Raw genomic sequence first — 22,199 nt, forward strand, 5'->3', positions numbered from 1 at the left:
TCAGTCAAGCGTCGCGAAGAGTTCGCCCAGTTCCGCGAGAGAGGGCACCACGAGATCGGGCTTGATCTCGGCTCGGGCCGCATCCCCAGCAGTCGCTTCGCCGGAGAGGACCAGCACTCCCGCGGCACCGGCCTGCTTTGCCATGCGGATGTCGGTGTACATGCGATCGCCGACCATCGCGACTTCGTGCGGCTTCAGGCCGTGTCTGGCCAAAATGCCGCCGAGCATGTCAGGATCCGGCTTGCCCAGAGTGACATCGGGCCGGCGGCCGGCGGCCTTTTCAATGGCTGCACAAATTGAACCGCAGTCAACGAGGACGGTCGGCTGGTCAGTCGGGCACACGAAGTCGGGGTTCGTCGCGAGATAGGTCTTGCCCTGGCGAATCCACCAGCAGGCGCGGCCGAGGCGGGAAAAGGTGAGCGTGGTGTCAAAAGCGACGACAACCGCATCCGGTTCATCATCGGACGAATCCCGGGTTGAGACAAATCCGGCAGCTTCAAATTCAGCGATCATGCTCGGAGTGCCGAGGAGGAACAATCGTTGAATCCGGGGAAATCGCGCTCGAAGGCAATCGATGGTGGCCTGTGCGGATGTATGGAGCTCCTCTCGCTGGACGGTAAGTCCCATCTTCTGCAGACTGGCCAGGTAGTCCGCTACACTTTTCGATGGGTTGTTGGTCAGAAACGTGTAGCCGATCCCCAGTGTTCGCAGCAGCTGAAGAAATGGAGGCGTGAACGGGAAAAGCGTACCGCCCTTGTAGATCGTCCCATCCATATCCAGGGCGACATGACGAACCGGGCGGAGTTTTTCCCTGAAGCCGGCGAGGGACGGATGCGTGAGGGCGGCAGCCATGTTCATTGGCGGAAATCAGTGTGACTGGCCGTACCCGTGGGCACGCGCGGGCCAGGCAAGGAGAAACAGGAGGGTACCGATCGCCGCAGTAGCAACCAAGGCTCCGATTGCGACGTTCCATCCATGGTGCTGCGAGATGTACCCGAGTCCCAATCCGGACAGGATGGTGCTGAGATAGCCGAAAAGGCCGGTGAATCCGACTGCGGTGCCGGCGGCGTGCTTGGTTGCGAGATTTGCGGCAATGATGCCAACGAGCGCCTGCGGACCGTAGATGAAGAATCCCGCTCCTCCCAGCAGGCCCGCGGCCACCAATGGCGACTGCGAGGGGAGTTTCCAGAAGGCAAGCAGGAAGCATCCGGCCAGAGCCATGCAGAAAACGCAGGTGCGCGCGCCACGCCCTCCGAAAATGCGGTCGGTGATCCAACCGGTCGCGAGCATTCCAAGAATTCCGGCGATTTCAAAGGCCGCCACCATCCAGCCCGCATGGCTGAGCGAGACGCCCTTGGATTCAGTCAGCAGGGTTGGCCCCCAGTCGAGCACGCCGTACCGAAAGGTGTACACGAAGAAATTGGCGATCGCGACAATCCAGATGAACGGATTCGCGAAAACCTGCCGCCGCACGAAGCGCTTGAAATCCTCCGGTGCCTCCCCGCCGGATTTTCGTCCCTGGGAGTCACTGACCTGGATCTCAGGAAGTCCAACCGAGCGGGGTGTGTCACGAAGCGCGAACCAGAGGAAAATGCAGGCGATGCCCGCGACCGCGGCCGGTGCAAAGAAGGCCCAGCGCCATCCATAGGCGACAACATATCCGCAGAAGATCACGACCAGAGCGCCTCCGATGGAGTGGGAGGTGTTCCACACTGACATCCGTGTGGCGAGCTCGTTGGGATGATACCAGTGCGTCATCAGGCGCGCGCAGGGTGGAAAACCCATGCCCTGCACCCAGCCGTTCGCCATCCAGGTGATTCCCAGTACCAGCACGGCTGAACTGAAGCCGAACACCACATTGGCCAGGGCCGAGAGCAGGAGCCCGGTGATCATGAAGGTGCGCGCATTGGCACGGTCACCGAGGAAGCCATTTGCAAACTTGGAAACGCCGTAGAGGAGTCCGTGCAGTGTCAGGAACAGGCCGAGGTCGGACTTGGTGATGCCGAGATCCTGCTGCATGGCGGGCATCGCCAGACTGAGGTTCTTGCGCACGAAATAGTAGGCCGCGTAACCAACCATGGTGGCGATGAGCGTGCGACGCTGCCAGTAGCGAAACCGGGCCTGGTCTTCGCTGGAGAGAGAAGTTTCGATGGTGGACATGGTCAGCATGCCCACGCTCCGCCTGGGCCGAAAAGCGTGTCGAGGCAGCGCTCCAGCGACTGCGTGCGAATGGCCAGATCCAGAACCGTGAAGCGCCGGCGGATGTAGTAGGCTCGATGGAAAGTCTGTCGAAGCCGATCACTGGTGAGGCCCAGTTCCGACGGGCGGGTGGGGGCTCCGACAAGTTCCAGGCGCCTCCGAAGCTCAGCATAGGGAAGCAACTGGGCGCGAAGTTGGGCGCTGAGGGAGGGCCAGCAGCGCGCAAGTGTGATCAACTGATCCCGCAGCTGATCGGCGGATATGTACTTGGCGCGGGTCTCCTGCGCGGCGGTTTCGAGAAAATCGCTGGCTGTGAAGAGGCGGCGGATTTCGGCCTCTGTCGCCGTCCACGCCGGCCAGCGTGAAACGCAGCGTTCAACATCCAGTTTTTCAAACGGAATCCTGAGAAGCTCCTCATAGAGGGATGCAACCGCGAGCGTGGCCAGCCCCACCTTGAAGCCGTGGGATGGCGCATGGCCCAGGTGCGTATGGTGCTCCATGTCCCAGAGGTGACTGAATTGATGCTCCGCTCCCGAGGCTGGACGGCTCGACCGGGTCCATTGCATCGCGAAGCCTCCAAGCATGAGTCCCTCCGTGAGTGCTTCGATCGCGCGGGCATCGCCGCGGCGGGCTCCCGCGGGGTCAGCCAGAGCCTCGCGCAGGCCGCCCTGCACGATCGCCCATGCGCGCGGTTCGATCGGCTCGACGCGAAGCGCGTTTGCAACCAGCCAATCGGCTCCGGCGGTAATCTTTGCCTGCAGGTCCGCATAACCTGAAGCGGTCATGTCCGCCGGTGCACTCCGGAGAACATCGAGATCCGCGACCACGGCGCGCGGTGCGGGGCAGCTGAAGGTCTGTTTTGCCCCCTGATGGGTTATGGACGCACCGAAGGCGGTGTATCCGTCCATCGATGCCGCTGTGCTGACGCAGAGGTAGGGGCGGTCGACACGGTGGGAGGCGAGCTTGACGAGATCGTTGATGGTTCCTGATCCAACTGCGACGGCGATGGCGTTCGATTCCCTGATGACCGGCTCCAGCCTTTCGACAAAGCGGATTTCGGCGTGGAGATCGGGATCGTCGAGAATGCAGGCGGGAGCCTGTGCAAGTCCGGCAAGGCGAAGCTGACTGTCGACTGAGGCACCTGCGACACGATGGGTGTTGGGGTCGCAGACCACCAGCGCCTTCCGCCCCGGAAATTGTTCGCTGAAAATTCTGGCGGTGCCAGCAATGGCACCCGTCCCGATATGAAGCGCCTGTGTTTCGGTAGCGGCAGCGAGCGCCTCAGCCAGCGACTGTCGCGGCGGTGGAATGGATGGAGCGGGCAGCGACGAAGTCGCTTGTGAAGTCATAAATTCTGGTCTCGTCGAGGTTTGATGCGGGAGGCGGGCATTCCGCCGCTATTTCCTTCGCGTTCTTTCCTTTCGAGCGGAAGGAACTGAGGGCTGGTCAAGCAGGGCGAGCGCACCCGATTCATCGATGATGAGCGCCTTGAGCAGCTGGGCGCGGATCGCAGCAGCTATTGCAGGGGATCGATCACTCCCGGAAACGACCCCGATCGTGAGGGGGATCCTGCGAATCTGGCCGAACTCCGCGCTCATGACCTGGTCCCGCCACGCGGTGTCGCACTCCCGTCCCTCGCTGTCGAGGAAACGTCCGCACATCTCGCCGATTGCGCCGGCGTTGCGCAGTTCCCTTATGTTGGCTGGGGTGAGCGCCCCGCGCTCGACAAAAACCGAGTTTTCCAAGGTGCCGAGACCGACAACGGCAACTTGTGCACGGTCGAGATGGTCGTGCACCGCCCGGACCTGCGGAAGCTTCAGCAGAGCGTCGCGCGTGCGCTTTTCCGGGATGTACGCGGGGACATTCAGGGCGAGGAAGCTGCCGCCGAGGCGCTGGGCCACAACCCTGCCCACCTCCTGGGCGTCAAATGCGCTCACGGTGGAATCGACGCTGCCCATCGCCTGGACAACCGTGATCGCCTTGTTGCGCGGCTCCGGGAGGTGGTGCACGAGTTCGTAGATGGTGCGGCCGCCCGCGATCGCGACGACATCCCCCGGTTTGATGAGGGAGTCGAGCGTGGCGGAGGCAAAGTGGCCCACCGCCCGGCGAAGATCCGACGCGTTGAGGCCCTCAAGCGCCTTGATGACGATCACCGTGCCGAGGTGGAAGCGCGAACGGATGCGCGCCTCGAGATCGGCATGGCGGGGGTCGTAGTCCGCGACGGTGATGCGGACGATGCCGCGTTCGCGGGCGAGGGCAAGCAGGCGGGATACCTTGGCCTGGGATACCTTGACGAATTTCGCGACCTCGTTCTGGCCCAGGCCGTCGATGTAATAGAGCCGCGCCGCTAGACGGAGGCGGTCGTCTGAATAGGTGTTCGACATGCGGAGAGCGTGCGGAATGGGAGTGGCATCACGCCAGCCAGGAACTGGGCGAAAGTGCGGTGGGAATATCGGAAGGGAGGCTTGACACGTCAAAATTTCGGTATCTGAATGGAATCACAATGCTGAATAGATATTCAGTCAAGTGAATACCCACCCCCTATTGAAAATATTCCGGCGACCGCCCCATCCGGCTCCGCGCGCCGCCGCGGCCGCTCCGCGGCGAAAAGGGGGGTGCGCCCGGAATTTCCATTCAAGCCAGGTCAACCTCACCACCATGTCATCACAAACCATCCCATGCCGCCGCGCAGGTTTTGCGCGGGGCTTTCTTCAGCTCTTCGCCGCCCTGGTCTCAGTCGCGGGCGCGCTGCAGGCGCAGACAGCGTCAACCGGCGGAGTCCGCGGGCGCGTCTTCAACGTGGCCACGAACGAATACATCCGCAATGCCGAGGTGCGCGTCGAGGGCACGCCGCTCGTTGTCTACTCCTCGGATGGCGGAGCGTTTGTCATTTCGGGTGTGCCGGCCGGCGAGGCGACGATTGTGACAAGCTACACCGGACTGCAGGAGACGCGAACCACCGTGACGATCACGGCCGGGCAGACGACCGCGGTCGACGTCAACATGAGGGAGATCAGCTATGGTGCGGCGGGTCCCGGGGGCGACAAGGTGATCACACTTGAGAAGTTCGAGGTGGCGGACACGCGCAGCGGACAGGCCAAGGCGATCATGGAGCGCCGCGCATCGATCAACGCCAAGAACGTTGTCGCGGCTGACAACTATGGGGAGCTCACGATGGGAGACGTGGGCGAGTTCATGAAGTCAATGCCGGGCATCTCGCTCGACTACACCGAGGTGGACGCCACCCAGGTGCGCATCGGTGGTCTGGATCCGAAATACTCCACCTTCACGACCGACGGTGCACGCATGGCGACGGCAACATCCAACAACAATGCAGGCCGTCAGAATTCCTTCGAGCAGATGTCCATCACCGGAATCGAATCGATCGAGTTCAACAACACCCTGACCGCGCGCATGGATGCCGATTCCCCGGGAGGCACCATCAATCTCCGAAGCAAATACGCGTTCCAGCGCAAGGATCGCTCGATCATCTTTCAGGTTTATGGCGTCGGCACCTCTGACGCCGATCTGAAACGCGAGTACTTTCCTGACGACAAGAAGCACAACCGCATCTTCCCATCGGGTCAGTTTGGCTATGCCGAGGTGTTCATGGATGGCCGGCTGGGCGTCGAATTCAACACCAGCTACAACGCCAACTTCGTCCAGCAGGACCGTGTCCAGATGCGCTACAACTACAACACGCCGGCTTCCGGTGCGACGGTCGACACTCCCAGGTTGAACGACATCATGTTCCGGCCAGGACCCAAGATGACCTCGCGCCAGGCGGCAAACCTGAGCGTCAGCGCGCATTCCCAGTTTCCGCAAATGACTGAGAGGAAGCGAGATTCCACGATTTTGCGGGACATTTCGGAAAAACTTTTTCACTCTGGGTGGCCATGAGCACAATGCCACTTGGGAAGCAGCCGAAGCCGCTGCCGGAAGATCGCGCGATGTTGTTGCGCACGGTGCAGACGCAGGTTCTCGACACACCGGAACTGCGATTGAGAGCGCAGCAGCTGCTCAAGGAGCACCATTACCTTGGCGGGGTTCAGGCGGTGGGAGAGCAGATTCATTACGCGGTGAGCGATGCGCAGGGTGAGTGGGTGGCGGTGCTGATATTCGCGGCGGCCGCGCAGCACCTGCGGGCGCGAGAGCAGTGGATTGGATGGAGCGATGAGCAGAGAAGGAGGAGGCTGGCGCTGGTGGCCAACAACGTGCGCTTCCTGATATTGCCCGGACGCAGCGTGCCCAATCTGGGTTCCGTGGTGCTCAGCCGGATACTGGCAAGGCTTGGCGAGGACTGGCAGGCGCGCTACGCTCATCCGGTGCTCGTGGTGGAGACCTTTGTGGATCCCGAGCGTTTCCAAGGCAGCGTCTACCGGGCCTCGGGTTGGACGGAGCTGGGGCTTACCAAGGGGCACGGACGCACACGGCGCGACTACTACGAAAACCACAACCGGCCCAAGCGGCTTTTTGTGTGTGAACTGGTCAGAAACGCGCGCCGCAGCCTTCAGGCCGAGCACCTGAAGCCCTCGCTGGCGGCGGTCGAGGCCAGGGTGCCGGTGCGCAGCACGCTCAAGGCCGCGGCACTCAAGTCGCTCTCGGAGCACTTTCGTGCGGTGCCTGAGTACCGGCAGCGTGTGGGCCGGTATCCGCTCTTTGCGCTGCTGGGGCTGACCGCGTGCGCCTATCTTGCCGGAGCGCCCCGGGGACAGAAGGATCTGGCGGCGTTTGCACGCCGGCTCTCCTCGCGCCAGCGCGGCGCGCTTGGTGTGAGGCGCATTTCCGGGAGCGGCTATCCGGCTCCCAGTCAGCCGACATTCAGCCGGATGTTCGCCCGCGTGAGCGAGGAGCAGATTGAGGCGGTGCTGCTCGCGCACCAGTCGCAGGTGCGGGGAGCACCGCCCAGTGGGCAGATCGTCGTGCTCGATGGCAAGGTGCCCAGGCACAGCGGCGGACTCAATGTGGTCACCGCGGTCACCGTGCCCAGCCTTCACTTCCTGGGCACCGAGGTGGTGGCTGAAAAAACCAATGAGATACCCGCCGTGCGCACCCTGTGCTCGAGGCTCGAACTCGACGGGCGGCTTGTCAGCATCGATGCGCTGCACACCCAGGCGGAGACCGCCCGCCAGATCGTGCTCGAACACGGCGGCGACTACCTGATGACCGTCAAAGGCAACCAGCCCCAGCTCGCCGCGACGGTGCAGGCGGCGGTGCCCGATCCCTCCCCCCCCCCTTTTTTTCTCCCCGCTGAACGATCCGATGGCGGTGCGCTGCACCACAATGGAGAAAGGCCAGCCGGTCACCCGCACCCTTGTCGCTCGCGAGTTTGACGGGGAAGCCGCCGGTTTTCCCCTGCTTGCACAAGCCGCCCGGCTCCACCGGCACCGCACCCTCAAGCCATCCGAGACGGTGACTCTGATCACCAGTCGTCCACTGGCCCAACTGCCTGCGGCCCACTGGCTCAAGGTCAATATCCAGCACTGGGGCATCGAGAACGGACTGCATGCACGCCTCGACGTCTCACGCCATGACGACACCTGCCGCCTGCGCACACGAAGGGCCGTGCGCATCCACGCCATCTTCAACCGCTGGGCAAACAGCCTGTTCATCCACTGGCGCCGAAAACCTCATCACACCACCACTGACTTCATCGCCGCCATGGCTGAAAACCATGACCAACGCGCCGTCTCCGCCGTCACCTCCCGCCACTTCCCTTCGTGAATACGCGCTGCCTGAGCGTCGACTATCGTCTCACTCCGGAACTGACGCTCTCGTGGAGGAGCACCTATTCGTTCTACGATGTGGAGTATGTGAATCAGTACACCTACCTCTACGCCCCGGTGGCGACCCAGGTGGCGGGCAGCTCGATCACGCATGTCGTGGTGAACCCGGTGAATGCGGCGACAGGTGCCGTGGTCACCGGCGGAAGCAGTCCTCGCTTCCGGACGGAGTACTCCCACCGGTACGCCGGAACGCCGGCGATGCTGCTCGCCCCAAAGCTGGAATACAAGGGGAACACATTCGAAGTGGCATTCCGGCCGAGCTATGCCAGATCGGAATTCAATTTCCGTGACAACAGCAAGGGCTTCTTCCAGCGGACGGACACCTGGATCACACGCATCGGATTCACGGCGGACCGCCCGTCTGAAAACTCTCCAACATGGACTCTCAAGCAAACGGCCGGTCGTCCCTGGGGTGATCCCGCCAGTGTGAATCGCGATGACGACATCGGCAATAACATCCGCAACGCGGAATCGGACGCATCCAACGAACAATACGTCGGCAACCTCGATTTCAAGAAGGTGCTGGGCGTCCGAGGCTTTCCGGTCACCCTTTTTGGAGGCCTGGGCTATCGCACCAACGAATGGAAATCCATTGAAGGGTCGTATCGGCAGTTCCAATACGTCGGATCGACCGGCAATCTGAACCAGATGGATCCGCAGGCACTCATTCCCGCGACGACAAACTACAAGTTCGATCTCAATCTGGATGGCCGTGGCGGGAATGTCACCGCGCAGAACTTTAGGGCGGACAGCAACTACGGTGTCTATGACATCTACAGGCAGCACCCGGAGTATTTCGTTCCCGACACCACCGGCAATCTGACGCGGAAATTCCAGAACAACAAAAAAATATCCGAGGACATCAGCTCGGCCTACGTGGAGGGACAGACAAAGGTCGGAAAAGCCCGCTTTGATCTCGGGCTGCGTTATGAGAGAACGGAAACTGCGGCATTGGTCGCCAATGTTCGTCCGGACAAGGAGGTCACCGCCGCAAACTACGCGCTGAACACGGTGGAGGGCATCACGTACAAGTACCGCAACGGCGAGCAGAACACGCGGCGCGGAAAGTACGGCGACTGGTTCCTCAGCGGCGGCATGAAGTATGACATCACGAAAAAGCTGACCGGCCAGATTGCCTTCTCCGACTCGATCCTGCGCCCTGACTACGGAAATCTCGGCGGCATCGCGACGGTGAATGACAGCACCCAGATTGTAAACGTGCCGAATCCGGAGTTGAAACCGGAGCATTCCACGAAGTACTACGCGGGAATCCAATACTTCCTGGAACCGTCCGGCATCATCGGGCTGTCCTATTACAAACTCAAGGTGAACGACATGCAGCAGGCGGGCATCACCATCAACCCCGCGGATGCGGGCTACGATCCCACCGACTATCCGGGGTACACCTTTGTCAGTGCAGTGAACGGCGTTGGAACGTTTGAGACCGAGGGCATCACCGCGGAGTACAGCCAGCAGCTCACGTTCCTCCCGGGTGCACTCAAGGGCCTGAGCCTCCATGGATCGGTGACCCGTGTCATTGCCGACGGCCTGCGCATCGGTGTGCCCAATCGTTCCGGCAACTGGGGGCTTCGCTACCGGTACGGCCGGTTCAATGCCCAGATCAACGGCACCTGGACGACGATGTATCGCATTGGTTCGCTGAGTGACACTCCCACGACCAATAACACGGGAATCCGCTGGCTGGCTGCGCGGGAGATGTGGAACCTCAGCGCCGGGTTCAGGCTGACAAAGCACTTTGACCTCATGCTATCGGGCCGCAATATCTTCAATGAGCCGTCGATCCAGTACACCAACGTCCCGGGGCGCGTCTATCTCTATGACGTCTATGGATCGCTGTGGAGTGCGGGCATTCGCGGTTCCTTCTGATCGCAATGAAAAGACTGTCCTTGATTCTCCCGCTTGCCGCGGTGCTGGCCGGTTGTGTGGCCAGCGCACCGGCACCGGGTCCGGCGGCGGTGCGGACGATGCCCCTCCGCCAGAATGGCGGCACCTGGCCCACCAGCCACGTGCAGGGCATCGCGGTAGACGTGAAGGGTGGCTACATCTACTATTCGTTCACCACTCTGCTGGCCAAGTATGACTTCAGCGGCAGGCTCGTGGGAACGCTTGTCGGCTGGACCGGCCATCTCGGTGACCTCGATTTCAATGCGCAGAATGGCCGCGTGTATGGATCGCTTGAATACAAGAAGAGCCGGTCCTTCTACATTGCGGTCATCGATGTGAGCCGCCTCAACCGGATCGGTCTCGATGCCACCGAGTCCGACATCTTCCGGATTGTCTACCTTCCCGAGGTTGCCGGCGACTTCACGGCCGACATGAACGGGGACGGTGTTTTTGACGGGGACGTGGCGAAGACTCCGGATCATCGCTACGGCTGTTCGGGTATTGATGGCGTCGCCTTCGGTCCGCAGTTCGGGCGGACCGACGGCCCGTCGTTCCTCACGGTCGCCTATGGCATCTATGCCAATGCGGACAGAAGCGACAATGACCACCAGGTTCTGCTGCAATATGACATCAGTGAATGGAGTCGTTATGAGCGTCCGGTGAGGGAGGCCGGTGCGACTCAAAGCGGTCCAAGTGACGTGCAGGGAAAATACTTCGTGCGCACCGGCAACACGAGCTGGGGCGTGCAGAACCTCGCCTACGATGAAAGTCAGCAACGCTGGTTCATGGGCGTCTACAAGGGCATCAAGCCATCCTTTCCCAATTACCTCCTCTTTGCCGTCGAAGCGCGCACGCAACCCATGCGCGGAAACCTGATCGGTGTTCGGAATCCGGGTGGACTGGGGGAGGAGCAGGGGCTCCTGCTGGCCCTGGCGGACGACGGTTTGAAGGATCCTGCAACTGGAATTCGAGGTTGGAACCAGAAGGCGAATGTCGGGCTCCAGCCGGTCGGCCACGGACTCACCTACCTTTGTGAAAACTCAGGTGCCAAGAATAGCCAGACGGCGGATATCACACTGTATCGCTGGGCAGGACGGGCTGAAGCTCCGTATGTGCCGGCGAAACCTGCTGATCTGGCGCGAATCCAAACGCAATAGGCGGAGAATCGATTGACGTGGGTCGGGGTGGTGCGAGCGGCGGGAATCGAACCCACATCAACGGCTTCGGAGACCGCTACACTATCCATTGTGCTACGCCCGCAGAATTGCGGCTAAGGAAACGGGCTCAATCCATCACGTCAAGCATGCTGACGTGATGGACTTGAATGAGGCGGTTCCCGCCTGCGCGATTGCGGCTGCGAAGCAGCGGAGAGAAGTGGATGAGCGCAAAAAAGGCAGGTCTGGATTGACCTGCCGAAAGAGGGTTGAATGTGCGATCGATCAGACGTCGGGCTTCGTCTTCTTGAGCCCGAGAATCCGGTCTCCGGCCTTCCACAGGCCGCGCTTTTTCAGAAGATCCACACGCTCGAAGCGCTTGAGGACATTGCGTTTCACAATGATGCCGGATGCTCCCTGGAGACTCTTGTGTTGTGACATGACGAAAGATGATTGACGGTCTGTTTCGAGTTAAAGGGTCAAGACTGTGCAGCGGATCTGGCCCATGACAAGTACTTTTCACTGACTGATGTCGCGTCGACGACCACCCACTCAGGGGTGTCGTACGGATGCAGGGAAAGCAGCAATGTCTCCAGATGCGACTCTTTCCCGGCCAGGAACTTGACGGTCAGTCTGTATTCCGAAGCGGCTTCGATTTCCTCCTTCCACCGATAGATGGATTGAATCGGTCCATCGATCTGGCAGCAGACGGCCAGACTTCGATGGACAAGTTCCCGGGAAAGCCGCTCTGCGTCAGCGGCTGACGCGAGTGTTGTCCAACCAATCTTGAGCGCTGCGCCAGGCATCGAAACGTGGCACAAGGCTACTGGGCCTGCCTTGCCACCTTGTAGGCCGCGGGCTGTTCTCCGGTTGGAAGCGCCAGGAGATCATAGTCGCGGTAGGCATTGATCGTCACGCTGGCAAAATCACCAACGGTCAGTTCGCGCGGCACGTAGACGCGCCCGTCGATATCCGGGGCGTCGGCCTCTCCCCGGGCGATGCCGGGCTCCTCGACGAGGACCTTCAGGGTGCGTCCGAGCTGGCTGGCGCTCACCTGCGCGGCGATATCCTTCTGCAGACCCATCACCCGGTGCCAGCGCGCCTCTTTCACCTTGGGAGGAATCTGCTGCTCCATCTTTGCCGCGCGCGTTCCCTCCTCCTGGGAATAGCGAAACACGCCAAGACGTTCAAAGCGTGCTTCGCGAATGAACTCGCACAGTTCATCCACGTCCGCCTCGGTCTCCCCCGGGAAACCCACGATGAATGTCGTGCGGATCGCGATGCCGGGGATCCCGGTGCGAATGCGCCTGATGAGGTCGCGAATATAGTCGCCGCTCGTCTCGCGCTGCATGGCTGTCAGCATGGGCGCGCTGATGTGCTGGAGCGGTATGTCGATGTAACGCGCCACCTTGGGGCACTCGGCGATCGTCTGGATGAGTTCGTCACTCCAGTGCGCGGGATGTGTATAGAGCAGGCGTATCCAGAAATCCCCTTCAATTGCATTCAACTGTCGCAGCAGGGTCGTCAGCGCGGTTCCCCTGGAGGAATCGACGGGCGTGCGCGGGTTGGGGCGCTGTTCCCAGGTGTCCATCCCAAAGAAGGTTGTATCCTGAGAAATGAGGTCGAGTTCGCGCACCCCCTCGGCGACAAGCCCCCTGGCCTCGGCAACGACGCTTTCCACGGTCCGGCTTCTGTGTCGCCCACGAATCTGTGGAATGATGCAGAAAGTGCAGGGGTGATTGCAGCCCTCCGCGATCTTGATGTACGCGAAATGCTTCGGAGTCAGCCGGAAGCGCGGCGTGTCGTAGTCGGGGATGTAGGTTGAATGGCGCGTGACAAAATTCTCGGGAGCCGGACTTGCCGCGCGCTCCTTCGCATAGATCGACTCGATGATGGGTGCGACTCTGGTAACCTGATCGAGTCCGATGAAAGCGTCGACCTCATGGGAGAGCTCCTGGGAAAGCTCCTTGGAAAAGCGCTGGGACATGCAGCCGGCAACGATCAGCTTCTGTTCCTTGCGGCGCTTGCGAAGGCCGCGATTCTGGTGAACCTCGAGGATGTGGCCGATCGACTCCTCCTTGGAGGAATCGATGAAGGAACAGGTGTTGACGATGACGACGTCCGCCTTCTCCGCCTCCGGAATAACGGTCATGCCAGCCTTGTGCAGGTGGCCGACCATGATCTCGCTGTCGACGAGGTTCTTGGCGCAACCCAGTGAAATCAGACTGACCTTGATCATGAATGCGTAGCCGAAGGATGCAGATTTCTTGTGCCGAGGCAGGCGGAATCGCCCGTGAATCGGACCTCTGCCTCAAGTGACAAAAAAACCGCGGCTGGAGGGCCGCGGTAAGTGGGCTACTTCTTGGCCTTGGCGTTTTTCTTTGCAGCCTCTTTTCTGCGTTTGATGCGTGCTAGACGGCGTTTTCTCTTGATGACCTTGTTGGATTGGCGACCCATGGATGGAAAGGATAAGCGTTTACGTTTCCCTCGTTTCGGCTGTCGAGTCAAGCCCGTGAATATGTATCGTCCGGCTGTGAGATCGGTGCCATTTCAATCCGGACCGGTTTGAAATTCGGGTCACAATCCAATCCGAATGGCGCTTGGACAAGCCACGAGGGAGATTGTGAGATGGGTTACACTTTGTCCGGGACATGGGGGTGCGGATGCCCTGGCGCGTTCCTACTGGGGTGACTTGTTGGAAGTCGGGGGAGCCTGGTCGAGATACATGTCCACCTCGCCCGGCTTGAAAGCCTTCGATTCCAACTGAAGCTTGCTGCGCTCGGAATGCGTCAGTTTCGAGAGATCCTCGGGCTGTTGAACGACGTGCGGAGTTAGAAAGATCAGGAGTTCGGTCTTCGAGTTTTGAGTGACCGTCCGCTTGAACAACTGCCCAAGCAGCGGTATGTCGCCGAGGAGGGGGATCTTGTTGTCCTGATTGATGCTCTGGTTGGAAATGAGACCGCCAATCACAACCGTGCGATCGCTGGGCGTCACCACGACGGTGTCCGCGGATCGTTTGTCGATCACCGGGGTGCTGACGGTTTCCGAGATCGCAACGGTCTTTTCGCTCAAGGCGGAGATCTCCGGAGTGACGATCATCTCAACGAGGCCCGCCGAGGTGATGAAGGGAGTCACCCGCAGGATGATGCCGATGTCCTGGTATTGCACGGTGTTCGTCGTCTGACCGGTGTCGCTGATCCTCGAGTTGGTGATGAAGGGAACCTCCTGGCCGACCATGATCGTGGCCTGCTGGCTGCTGCGCGCCAGGATGGAGGGGCGGGAAAGGATCTCGGTTTTTCCCACGGTCGACAGGGCGTGGATTGTGGCATCCACGTCTGCGTTCAGGATATTGAAAAATCCGCCGGTCGTGGGTGAGCCGAATTTCGTCGCGGCCGTCGAGACAATGTCGTTGCCCAGATAGGTGCCCCGCTGGCTGAACTCCGCTCCCAGATCGAGGTCCTTGTTGTGCGTCACCTGCATGAATACGACATTGATCAGGACCTGCGGTTTCGGTCGGTCCAGACTCTCGATGATCTCCTTGATGTTCTTGTTGGTTTCGTCGTCGGCGACGACGATCAGGCGCCTTGTGATCGGATCGCTGCTGATCATGGCGTCGCCAAGCATGGTCGAATTCTGGTACTGTCTGTCACCTGCGGTGCGACCGCTGCGGGATGCGGCGGGACGCTGACTGGTGTTGGTCGTGCTGGAGCTGCGGTTTCCGGTCGTGCGGCTCGGCGTTCCCGGACGCGTGGTCTGGGCGGCGGCGGGCAGCCATGCGGAAAGCAGCGACAGCATCGCAAGGAGTCGGATTGAAGAAGATCGGAGGAGAGTCCTCATGGCATGAAAGGGATTGGGTGATTCCGTCAGCGCTGACCGCGGCTGGATGAACTGTTGAGCAGGCCGCTGGCACTCTGCTGGCTGTTGTTGTTTGCACGGGCCGAGAGCGGATCACTCTGGTTGCTGCTTGTGCTCCGGGACGTGGTGCTTTCAAAGAGGTTCTTGAGGACATTCTCGACCTGGCTCACGTCGGCGTTCTCCAGGGTGTAAACAAACACCTTTTGTTTGCGGGCGCTGCTCTCGTCCAGTTGGGCAATGATCTCGCCGATCTGCAGCAGCGTGTCCTTTGATCCGGTGACGATGAGCGACTGGGTGCGGGGATCGGCGACTGCGGTGACCGGAGTCGTGGTTCGACTGCCGCTATTGCTCCGGCTGCTGCTGTCGCGGCCCCCGTTTCTGGATCCTGATCCGCCCCGGTTGGACAGGAATGCCGCGAACCGGGATTGGCTGCCGAACGGGAGTCCGCCCGCCGTTGACGCGCCGCCGGGAGCGCCGGAATTCGGGTAGAGGTTGGTGATCAGGTCCGCCATTTCGGTCGGATCGGCGTTGTGCAGCTTGAAGATGCGCATCGCGGCATCACTTTGCACCGAAAGATCGAGCGCCGACACGATCTCGACGATGTGCCGGACATTGAGATTGGTGTCAGTGACGACGAGGGAGTTGCTGTCCTCGTTGGCGGTGATTGTTGCGCTGCTCGGAACCAGCGTGGCGATGTCGACGAGAACCTTTGCCGCCGTAATGTAGCGCAGCGGGATGACCTGCATGATCATTTCGGCGTTCGCCGGGATTTCCCGGGGATCGTTGCCGGTGCGAATCGGAAGATTCTTCTTCTTCGCCTCCTCCCGCGATGCGACTATCAGATTCCTGCCCTGCAGGGTTGCCGTGTAACCGTTCTTGTTGAGTGCCAGATTGAGAAGCTGGATCGCCTCGGCCTTTGAGACCGGCTGCGCGCTCCACATGTCGACGGTGCCGCGGACGGGTGTCTCCAGGATGATCACGAAGCCGGCTGCATCGCTCATGTAGTTGAGAACGGCTTCCAGCGGCGCGCCGCGGAAGTTGAAGCGAAGGGTGCCGTCCTTCGGGTAGCTGGAGCTGGAGTCCGGGCCGGTTGTTGCGGCCTTGACGGCTGGAAGCGTCTCGGCTGGCGCCGCCGGCGTCTGGGCGGCCAGTCCGCCCTGCAGCAGCAGGAGCGCGGCGATCGATCGGCTTGCGGGGAAATGAGGGATTTTCATTCGGTCAGTTGTTTTTGGCGTTGTTCCATCAGGCGGCGCAGCGTTGCGGGCGCATCGCTTGGGATGGGAACCGGCGTGTTGGGAGAGGCGGAGACTGCCGCAGGAGGCGGTGGGCTGTCTCCAAGCGGCTGCAGCACGGTGCTGACGATCCAGTCTCCTCCCTTGCTTCGGCGCAGGGATTCGCCCAAGCGCAGCGTAAGAATGCGTTCATTCGAGGTCAGTGAGACGCTTCGCGGAGCAATCTGGGCAACCGTGAATCCGGCGATGGAATCTCCGATTGGGATCGTCTTCTGGTAGCGTGGATCATTGCCGTCGAAGAATGCAAAGAGGCCCTTTTCATATTGAAGGGTGCCGACGAATGTGACCACTCGATCCGTCGGCGCGGGCGCGGTCGGCGCGGTTCCGCGCGTCATGCGCGGCAGCCGGCTGGAATCAAAAATGTTTCGCTCTCCGATCGAGCGAAACCGGTCGAACATGTCCGCGGGCTGACGGGCCGGAGCGGGGTCGGTCTGCCGGAGATCGTCGCGGGATTGCGCATGAAGCACGGAACCGCTCATGAGATCGAGGATCCCGATGGCGCCCGCGACCAGGAGCGCGGTGCGGCGAGCGGCGAGCCGCAATGAGGACTCGGAAAATCCGGCAGCGCGGGAAATCATGGCCTGCCTTCCAGGGCGGCGAGGCGCAGGCCGCTCACGGTCATTCCGATGGACAAACGCTGACCCTGGTCGTCCCGACTGGAGAGTTCGACAGCGTCAATCCGCAGCGCGAGAGGGGATCGTTCCACGTCGTAGAGGAGCCGGACCAGGTTGGCGAGTGATCCGCTTGCGTCGACGCGACACTCGAGCACGGAGTAGCGCGGATTGGCGCCGCGTTTCCATTGCGGTTTGATCGATCCGATCTCGACGCGGCTGTCCCTCCCCCACTGGTCAAACGCATTGAGCACGAGCTGCTCGGCGATGGCAGCGTCCTTGGGCAGGGCGCCGTCCTGAATCTCCTTCCAGAGCTGATGGGTTCGCTCGGAACGCTCAATGCTCGCGGCTCCGGAAGCGAGCGAGCGCTTGAGAACCCCGATCTCCTGCGAGCGTGCGGTCCAGTGGCGGCTCAGCGGGGTGACCAGCAGTCGATCGACCAGAAACAATGCCACAATTGAAATGGCGGCGATCATCAGCAGGCGTTGGCGGGGGATGGCGCTCATGATTCCGGGGTGCGTGTGACCTGGAAGGTGAAGGAGAACTGGGCGGGTGATTTCCCCCGGATCTGTTCAACCTTGAGATTGGCGACTTCCGTCCGCTGGCGCAGTTTTTCAAGGGAAGCCAGAAGTGCGGTGTTGTCACGGGTGACTCCGGTGACGGTCACGCTGGACTGATTTCTGATCTCGAAGGACTTGGCGGTAACCGTGCCGTTTTCCGGAAAAACGTCGGTCACGAGACGGAGGACCTGAAGCGTCCGGTAGGAGGTGTCATGCCACGGACGAAACTCGCGGATGCGCGCCTGCAGGCCTTCGAGCTCATCGACCTGCGGCTGGATTTGCGCCCATTCACGACGGAGGTTCCAGGTTTCATATTCCCGCCAGGTGAATGCCGCGACGATTCCGACGATTGCGACAGCCAACAATGCAGCGGCGGAGCGGAGGCGTCGGCGATTGTAGCGGCGGGTCCACCGCTCCCAACGACTCGGCCGGGGTGGCAGGAGGTTCGGAAGTTCGCCAGCGGCCTGCAGACCGCGACTGGCGATGGCAGCGGCGCTCTGCTGGAGCGTCCATTCGGCGATTTCCAGCGAAATGGACGCCGAAGTTGCCCAGCCGGCGAGCAATTCGCGGATGACCTGGCATTCGGAAGGCTCACCAAGCAGACGAAGCTTGCGGATGCGCCGGCGGATCGGAGGCGGACATTCCTCGAAGGTGATGCGGATGTCGCGGACCAGAGCGGCGGGCGTTTCGATCGTGGATGTCAGCGTCCGTGCGGTCACCATCCCTTTTCCGAAACTGATGGTCAGGGATGGAGGCGATTCCGAAAGCAACAGGGACAGGATGCCCTCGTCCGCTGCCTCCGCAGGCTTCGGAAGCGCGGCTGGATGCAGCGTGAAACGGATCGGCTTCAGACCGGCTGTCGAGAGCAGGTCGGACATGCGATCGACGTCCGTCCGACGAATCGCGAATTGGGTGATGATGGTCACACCGTCGATAGTCTGAGTCGACCGGGTGATGAACAGATCATCGCGTTCGCAGGGAAAGGCGCTTTCGGCCTCCAGTTGAAGCAGGCTTTCCGCGTCGGCTTGCGGCAGGCCCGGCAGTTCCGTTGCCACGGACATGGACCATTCGGCGGGGAGTGCGACGATGCAGCGCCTTTCGCGCACACCGGCACGCGTCAGATGTTCGGAGAGCCGCGCAGCGGTTTGGGGTGGATCATTCCAGACGTTTTCAACCGGAAGCGGGTCGATCGGAGCCGCCTCAATCGAATCCGCGGCACCGGATGCGTGTGCGACATGGATGCCTCGCCGGCTGAAAACCAAGCCGAGCAAGGAAGCTTTTCTGGATGAGATGAGTCGGTTCATCGCCTGGCAACAAGGTGATCCCGCAGTTGATCGCGCTGGGCCGATCCCAACGCCCATCCCGCTGCCGTCAAATCCTGCCGCGAGAGGATGCGCGGCAAATCCCGGCGGGTGTCAAAGACGAACTTGGCGCGCGAATAGCCGCGACCGTACGGACCGACGGCGACGATATCGGCTGAAAATTGGTAGGATTGATCGGTCAGATAGCGACCCGCGCGGACTATGGTGGCCCGATCCAGGACCTCCGGCAGCCAGGCGAACGAGGAGAGCGCATCGGGGTGAGCTGAGCGGTAGGCAACGATCGCGCGAGCCTTGTCCCAGTCGAATCCGGGAATGCAGGCGAGCACGGCCTCCGGTGCGGTATTGACATTGATGAGGCCCGTCACGTCGGTGCCGGTGATGTCGGTGTGTATCTGCTGGAATTCCGCCGCGGTGAACCGCCCTCGAATCATGAATTCGGCCACGCTCGCCACCGGTGACGACCCCACGCCGCTGAGAATGGACTGCGCGCGCGCTTCGCCCAGCTTGGTGGAGAGCAGTTGTACAAGCCGGGGGCGCTGGTCCGGCAGCTGCACATTGATGCGCTGTCCGCCGTCGGCGCGTGTCCGGGGCTGGCGGGAATAAACCGTGACGTATTCGAGGATCCCGGGCGAAAGCACCCCATCGCGGTCGTCCATTGGCTGGCTGGCATCTCCGTCGTCCTCATTCGGATCCAGTGTTCCGTTTCGATTGGTGTCCTCTCCGAACAGAATTCGCAGCGTCGCACCGTAGACCAGACGCAGTTCATCAATGCTTTCAAAAGGGGCGTTTTTCGCGAGACGGGGCGGGTCCAGGCGGGCGTAGGTCTCGTCCTCGGCTCCATTTTCCGTCGGCTCGGAATTGCGATCACGCCAGTCGATGATGGCTGCCGCAAGCTCGATGGTCATTCCCGGCAGGGCCTCGAGCATGGCCCGCGAGGCGGTGTTGATGTTCAGCTTGGATGCCTCATCCACGATGTTGAAGACAGGGTCCGTCGACGGTGCCAGATTCGGATCGCGACCCAGGATCCAGAAGGCGGCATCGCCCACCGGAACATCCTCGGCAAGATAATCGGTGGAGAGGGGGAGCGATCCGTTCGCTGCATGCCGGCTCAGGACGAACTGGACATAGCGTGCGCCGCCATCGACGGCGGACTCGGCGGCAAGCGACACCACTCGATTGTCCGCGCTGCGAAGCTCCATGGCGGTGCTTTCAGCGAAGTAGAGCGCCAGCGCTGCAAGTCCGAAACACACCCACATGACAATGATCAGGATTGCCCCGCGTGTGCCGCGGATCGCCATTGCGGGCGATGATCGGTGCGAGGCAGTCATGGCACGGCCTCCGGCTCCGGAGAATCTGTTGCGGCGAGGCTGACAAAAACGGGGATCACCATCTCGACCGGCGCGGTTCGCGTGGCTCCGTCGTTCGAATCCTCAGCCAGCTGCAAGGTCAGACGTACCGCCTTCGGCAGGGAGGCAGTCGCCTCTGAATCCCAAGTGTCCACCCAGGTGCTGCCGTCAAAATATTCGAAGAATGCCGAAGCGACATTGCCCAGGAGCCACTGAACCTCCGGCTGGTCGGCGGTGGCCGTCAGCAGATTCCGGCTGAATGTGCGAACCAGGTCATACCGATCGGGGTCGGGGCCGGGTTGCAGGTAGTAAGCGACGCGCTGGGCGTCGGCAAAGGGCGTGAGGGGACTTATCTCACCCGAGTTTGTGAAAAACTCCGCACTGATGCGCTCCCCCTGGATCGACGAATCCAGGTTGTAATCCACGGCAGTCTGAAAGCTGGTCGCGATTGTGCCGCCCGGGAGCATCAGTCCCAGGAAATCCTTTTTTATCCGATCCAGAGCCCGGTAGAGTGACAGCTCCTGATCACTGCGTCGTTGAGCGGTGTTGCGCAGACGAAGGGCGCCAAAGAAGGCTCCCTGAACCGCGAGGACGACGATCGCTCCAACGGCCATCGCAAGGATGACCTCAAGGAGAGTGAATCCTGACGCCTGCCGCGGACGCCGGTTGGTTCGCGAAATTTTCATTCAAACTGAACGGACGTGGCATCGGGATCCGTTTGGGTCAGGGTTGGGTCGTAAAGCGTGCCCATGCTGACGTCATAGCTCTTGCCCTGAACGTCGAAAGTGACCTCGACCGTCACGAGATTCATGGCGTCCATTTCCCAATTGGACGTCTGCACGCGCCAATCGTAAGTATTGGAGCCCTCTCGAGCCTGACCGGATTCGGACCCGATCTGGCCTGTCACGACGAACTCGTTCAGAATGCGCTTCGCAATCCGGGCGGCACCGGCCTTTCGATCCGCGACCGTTCCCACCCGATTGACAATGCTCACCCCTTCGAGCGCCACGGGGATGATCACTGCCATGAGCGTGAGCGAGGCGAGGACTTCGGCCAGTGTGAACCCCCGGCTCGGCCCGGGCGAAACGGTCGCGCGTGGGTTCGCCACGGCTCCATCTCTGGGGCGCATGGCCGTCGCTGAAAGGCAATCCCGCGCGTCGCGATTCATCATCACCCGTTCCATCTTCATTCAGCGATTGGTTTTTCCGCCCACAGGGATGAGCTCATAAGCGAGGCCGTTTGACATCAGCTGAAGGGAGACGGCGGATAGATCGTCCTGCCTCAAAATCACCTGAGAGACGCTGGCTGCGTCAACGAGGCCATCAGGCCGAAAGAGGATGCCCGCTGGGATCGAGTGCTGAGGCATTTCATCATCCTCGTAGGGGGGCGGTTCCGTGGAAGCGACGGTCTCGATGGTGACGTCTCGATCGACATCGTAGACGACCGAGCGTTCGTCCTCATCGGAGAAGCCGGCTTGAATTTTGAGTCCGTATTGACGCGCGGAGGCGTCGATCCAGAGAAGCATTGGGTATCCCTCGGTGGCGGCGCGACTCTGCGCATAGTGGGTCAGCGACAGGAGACGCCTCGCCTCGCGGTCGAGCGCGCGCCCGCGGAAGAAACCGGCCATTTGTGGCACCGCCAAGCTGGCTGCGATGGCAAGCAAAGCCATGACCAGAATGAGTTCGATCAGCGTGAAGCCAGAGCGCGGCCGCGATGAACCACGGCTAGCGGCCGGCAATCGCTCCGTTGAAGATGTCATCCGCGGTATTGAGCTGTCCGTCGGGGCCCGCCGATCGCAGGTCGTAACCCGACGGATTGTTGCGACCCGGAAATTCATAGACATAGGGGTGACCCCACGGATCGAGGGGAATGTCGCTCTTCAAATAGGGGCCGCGCCAGCCGGAAACATCCCCCGGGGCGACGACCAGCGATTGAAGGCCGGCTCCACCAACGGGGTAGGCTCCCGTATCGACCTCAAAGGCATCGAGCGCCGTGCCAAACGTCGCGATTTGAGTCTGGGCGGCCGTGATGCGAGCCTGTTCCGTTCGTCCGGTGAATTTCGGAAGGACAAGTGCGGCAAGCGTGCCGAGAATGACGAGGACGAGCAGCAGCTCAACCAGAGTGAATCCGGAGGTGCCGCGGCGGATCGGGGATGACAGTGTGCGCATG

Annotated in this window: 22 protein-coding genes and 1 tRNA gene; 5 read left to right on the forward strand and 18 right to left on the reverse strand. The window is 61.3% G+C overall.

Annotation, left to right across the window (positions count from 1 at the left end; all coding sequences use genetic code 11):
• The 4 genes from HS122_09195 to HS122_09210 are packed head-to-tail and all read right to left on the reverse strand — an operon-like array spanning position 1 to position 4,583.
• Positions 1–858, reverse strand: a complete 858-nt coding sequence (locus HS122_09195; GenBank protein ID MBE7538572.1) for an HAD-IIA family hydrolase — start codon at positions 856–858, stop codon at positions 1–3.
• A gap of 9 nt (positions 859–867) precedes the next feature.
• Entirely contained in the window at positions 868–2,160 is a 1,293-nt protein-coding gene (locus HS122_09200) for an MFS transporter (GenBank protein MBE7538573.1), read from the reverse strand.
• A gap of 2 nt (positions 2,161–2,162) precedes the next feature.
• Positions 2,163–3,548, reverse strand: coding sequence for a sn-glycerol-1-phosphate dehydrogenase (locus tag HS122_09205; protein ID MBE7538574.1), 1,386 nt, complete (start codon positions 3,546–3,548; stop codon positions 2,163–2,165).
• Between the two features lie 48 nt (positions 3,549–3,596).
• Positions 3,597–4,583, reverse strand: a complete 987-nt coding sequence (locus HS122_09210; protein MBE7538575.1) for a transcriptional regulator — start codon at positions 4,581–4,583, stop codon at positions 3,597–3,599.
• A 274-nt stretch (positions 4,584–4,857) separates the two neighbouring features.
• On the opposite strand from HS122_09210, the gene HS122_09215 reads away from it, so the two are divergent.
• The 5 genes from HS122_09215 (at position 4,858) to HS122_09235 (ending at position 11,047) form a co-directional block, all read left to right on the forward strand.
• Positions 4,858–6,099, forward strand: a complete 1,242-nt coding sequence (locus HS122_09215; protein MBE7538576.1) for a carboxypeptidase-like regulatory domain-containing protein — start codon at positions 4,858–4,860, stop codon at positions 6,097–6,099.
• The gene (locus HS122_09220; protein ID MBE7538577.1) at positions 6,096–7,532 is read left to right on the forward strand and encodes an ISAs1 family transposase; all 1,437 of its coding nucleotides are present in this window, start codon (positions 6,096–6,098) and stop codon (positions 7,530–7,532) included. The genes HS122_09215 and HS122_09220 overlap by 4 nt, the downstream gene beginning before the upstream one ends.
• Positions 7,483–7,923, forward strand: coding sequence for a hypothetical protein (locus HS122_09225; protein MBE7538578.1), 441 nt, complete (start codon positions 7,483–7,485; stop codon positions 7,921–7,923). Before HS122_09220 ends, HS122_09225 begins: the two co-directional genes overlap by 50 nt.
• Positions 7,920–9,872: a TonB-dependent receptor gene (locus HS122_09230; GenBank protein MBE7538579.1), complete on the forward strand. Its 1,953-nt coding sequence runs from the start codon at positions 7,920–7,922 to the stop codon at positions 9,870–9,872. The genes HS122_09225 and HS122_09230 overlap by 4 nt, the downstream gene beginning before the upstream one ends.
• A gap of 98 nt (positions 9,873–9,970) precedes the next feature.
• The gene (locus tag HS122_09235; GenBank protein MBE7538580.1) at positions 9,971–11,047 is read left to right on the forward strand and encodes a hypothetical protein; all 1,077 of its coding nucleotides are present in this window, start codon (positions 9,971–9,973) and stop codon (positions 11,045–11,047) included.
• Between the two features lie 28 nt (positions 11,048–11,075).
• Here HS122_09235 and HS122_09240 read toward each other — a convergent pair.
• From HS122_09240 to gspG, 14 genes are all read right to left on the reverse strand, one after another.
• Positions 11,076–11,150 (reverse strand) — tRNA-Arg (locus tag HS122_09240).
• Positions 11,151–11,329: 179 nt separating this feature from the next.
• Positions 11,330–11,485, reverse strand: a complete 156-nt coding sequence (locus HS122_09245) for a small basic protein (GenBank protein ID MBE7538581.1) — start codon at positions 11,483–11,485, stop codon at positions 11,330–11,332.
• Positions 11,486–11,523: 38 nt separating this feature from the next.
• A complete protein-coding gene (locus HS122_09250; protein MBE7538582.1) occupies positions 11,524–11,850 on the reverse strand; it encodes a divalent-cation tolerance protein CutA in 327 nt (108 codons plus the stop codon).
• A gap of 17 nt (positions 11,851–11,867) precedes the next feature.
• Complete coding sequence (gene rimO, locus HS122_09255) at positions 11,868–13,283, reverse strand: 30S ribosomal protein S12 methylthiotransferase RimO (GenBank protein ID MBE7538583.1); 1,416 nt, start codon at positions 13,281–13,283, stop codon at positions 11,868–11,870.
• 440 nt (positions 13,284–13,723) lie between these two features.
• Positions 13,724–14,881, reverse strand: a complete 1,158-nt coding sequence (locus HS122_09260) for a hypothetical protein (protein ID MBE7538584.1) — start codon at positions 14,879–14,881, stop codon at positions 13,724–13,726.
• A 26-nt stretch (positions 14,882–14,907) separates the two neighbouring features.
• Positions 14,908–16,113: a hypothetical protein gene (locus tag HS122_09265; protein ID MBE7538585.1), complete on the reverse strand. Its 1,206-nt coding sequence runs from the start codon at positions 16,111–16,113 to the stop codon at positions 14,908–14,910.
• A complete protein-coding gene (locus HS122_09270) occupies positions 16,110–16,769 on the reverse strand; it encodes a hypothetical protein (GenBank protein ID MBE7538586.1) in 660 nt (219 codons plus the stop codon). Before HS122_09270 ends, HS122_09265 begins: the two co-directional genes overlap by 4 nt.
• A complete protein-coding gene (locus tag HS122_09275; GenBank protein ID MBE7538587.1) occupies positions 16,766–17,308 on the reverse strand; it encodes a hypothetical protein in 543 nt (180 codons plus the stop codon). The genes HS122_09270 and HS122_09275 overlap by 4 nt, the downstream gene beginning before the upstream one ends.
• The gene (locus HS122_09280; protein MBE7538588.1) at positions 17,305–18,633 is read right to left on the reverse strand and encodes a hypothetical protein; all 1,329 of its coding nucleotides are present in this window, start codon (positions 18,631–18,633) and stop codon (positions 17,305–17,307) included. Before HS122_09280 ends, HS122_09275 begins: the two co-directional genes overlap by 4 nt.
• Before the next feature lie 29 nt (positions 18,634–18,662).
• Positions 18,663–20,012, reverse strand: a complete 1,350-nt coding sequence (locus tag HS122_09285) for a general secretion pathway protein GspK (GenBank protein MBE7538589.1) — start codon at positions 20,010–20,012, stop codon at positions 18,663–18,665.
• Positions 20,009–20,716 carry a prepilin-type N-terminal cleavage/methylation domain-containing protein gene (locus tag HS122_09290; protein ID MBE7538590.1) on the reverse strand — a complete coding sequence of 236 codons (708 nt, stop codon included), beginning with the start codon at positions 20,714–20,716 and terminating at the stop codon, positions 20,009–20,011. The genes HS122_09285 and HS122_09290 overlap by 4 nt, the downstream gene beginning before the upstream one ends.
• Positions 20,713–21,138: a prepilin-type N-terminal cleavage/methylation domain-containing protein gene (locus HS122_09295; GenBank protein ID MBE7538591.1), complete on the reverse strand. Its 426-nt coding sequence runs from the start codon at positions 21,136–21,138 to the stop codon at positions 20,713–20,715. Before HS122_09295 ends, HS122_09290 begins: the two co-directional genes overlap by 4 nt.
• A gap of 81 nt (positions 21,139–21,219) precedes the next feature.
• Positions 21,220–21,789, reverse strand: coding sequence for a prepilin-type N-terminal cleavage/methylation domain-containing protein (locus tag HS122_09300; GenBank protein ID MBE7538592.1), 570 nt, complete (start codon positions 21,787–21,789; stop codon positions 21,220–21,222).
• Positions 21,755–22,198, reverse strand: a complete 444-nt coding sequence (gene gspG, locus HS122_09305) for a type II secretion system major pseudopilin GspG (protein ID MBE7538593.1) — start codon at positions 22,196–22,198, stop codon at positions 21,755–21,757. The genes HS122_09300 and gspG overlap by 35 nt, the downstream gene beginning before the upstream one ends.
• Position 22,199 lies beyond the last annotated feature (1 nt).

The organism is Opitutaceae bacterium (genome assembly GCA_015075305.1).
Classification (GTDB): Bacteria; Verrucomicrobiota; Verrucomicrobiia; order Opitutales; family Opitutaceae; genus UBA6669.

Excerpts from the sequence above, each read along its gene's own strand:
- HS122_09195 (MBE7538572.1), bottom strand. The coding sequence starts at position 858 with ATGAACATGGCTGCCGCCCTCACGCATCCGTCCCTCGCCGGCTTCAGG.
- HS122_09200 (MBE7538573.1), bottom strand. The coding sequence starts at position 2,160 with ATGTCCACCATCGAAACTTCTCTCTCCAGCGAAGACCAGGCCCGGTTT.
- HS122_09205 (MBE7538574.1), bottom strand. The coding sequence starts at position 3,548 with ATGACTTCACAAGCGACTTCGTCGCTGCCCGCTCCATCCATTCCACCG.
- HS122_09210 (MBE7538575.1), bottom strand. The coding sequence starts at position 4,583 with ATGTCGAACACCTATTCAGACGACCGCCTCCGTCTAGCGGCGCGGCTC.
- HS122_09215 (MBE7538576.1), top strand. The coding sequence starts at position 4,858 with ATGTCATCACAAACCATCCCATGCCGCCGCGCAGGTTTTGCGCGGGGC.
- HS122_09220 (MBE7538577.1), top strand. The coding sequence starts at position 6,096 with ATGAGCACAATGCCACTTGGGAAGCAGCCGAAGCCGCTGCCGGAAGAT.
- HS122_09225 (MBE7538578.1), top strand. The coding sequence starts at position 7,483 with ATGGAGAAAGGCCAGCCGGTCACCCGCACCCTTGTCGCTCGCGAGTTT.
- HS122_09235 (MBE7538580.1), top strand. The coding sequence starts at position 9,971 with ATGCCCCTCCGCCAGAATGGCGGCACCTGGCCCACCAGCCACGTGCAG.
- HS122_09245 (MBE7538581.1), bottom strand. The coding sequence starts at position 11,485 with ATGTCACAACACAAGAGTCTCCAGGGAGCATCCGGCATCATTGTGAAA.
- HS122_09250 (MBE7538582.1), bottom strand. The coding sequence starts at position 11,850 with ATGCCTGGCGCAGCGCTCAAGATTGGTTGGACAACACTCGCGTCAGCC.
- rimO (MBE7538583.1), bottom strand. The coding sequence starts at position 13,283 with ATGATCAAGGTCAGTCTGATTTCACTGGGTTGCGCCAAGAACCTCGTC.
- HS122_09260 (MBE7538584.1), bottom strand. The coding sequence starts at position 14,881 with ATGAGGACTCTCCTCCGATCTTCTTCAATCCGACTCCTTGCGATGCTG.
- HS122_09265 (MBE7538585.1), bottom strand. The coding sequence starts at position 16,113 with ATGAAAATCCCTCATTTCCCCGCAAGCCGATCGATCGCCGCGCTCCTG.
- HS122_09270 (MBE7538586.1), bottom strand. The coding sequence starts at position 16,769 with ATGATTTCCCGCGCTGCCGGATTTTCCGAGTCCTCATTGCGGCTCGCC.
- HS122_09275 (MBE7538587.1), bottom strand. The coding sequence starts at position 17,308 with ATGAGCGCCATCCCCCGCCAACGCCTGCTGATGATCGCCGCCATTTCA.
- HS122_09285 (MBE7538589.1), bottom strand. The coding sequence starts at position 20,012 with ATGACTGCCTCGCACCGATCATCGCCCGCAATGGCGATCCGCGGCACA.
- HS122_09290 (MBE7538590.1), bottom strand. The coding sequence starts at position 20,716 with ATGAAAATTTCGCGAACCAACCGGCGTCCGCGGCAGGCGTCAGGATTC.
- HS122_09300 (MBE7538592.1), bottom strand. The coding sequence starts at position 21,789 with ATGACATCTTCAACGGAGCGATTGCCGGCCGCTAGCCGTGGTTCATCG.
- gspG (MBE7538593.1), bottom strand. The coding sequence starts at position 22,198 with ATGCGCACACTGTCATCCCCGATCCGCCGCGGCACCTCCGGATTCACT.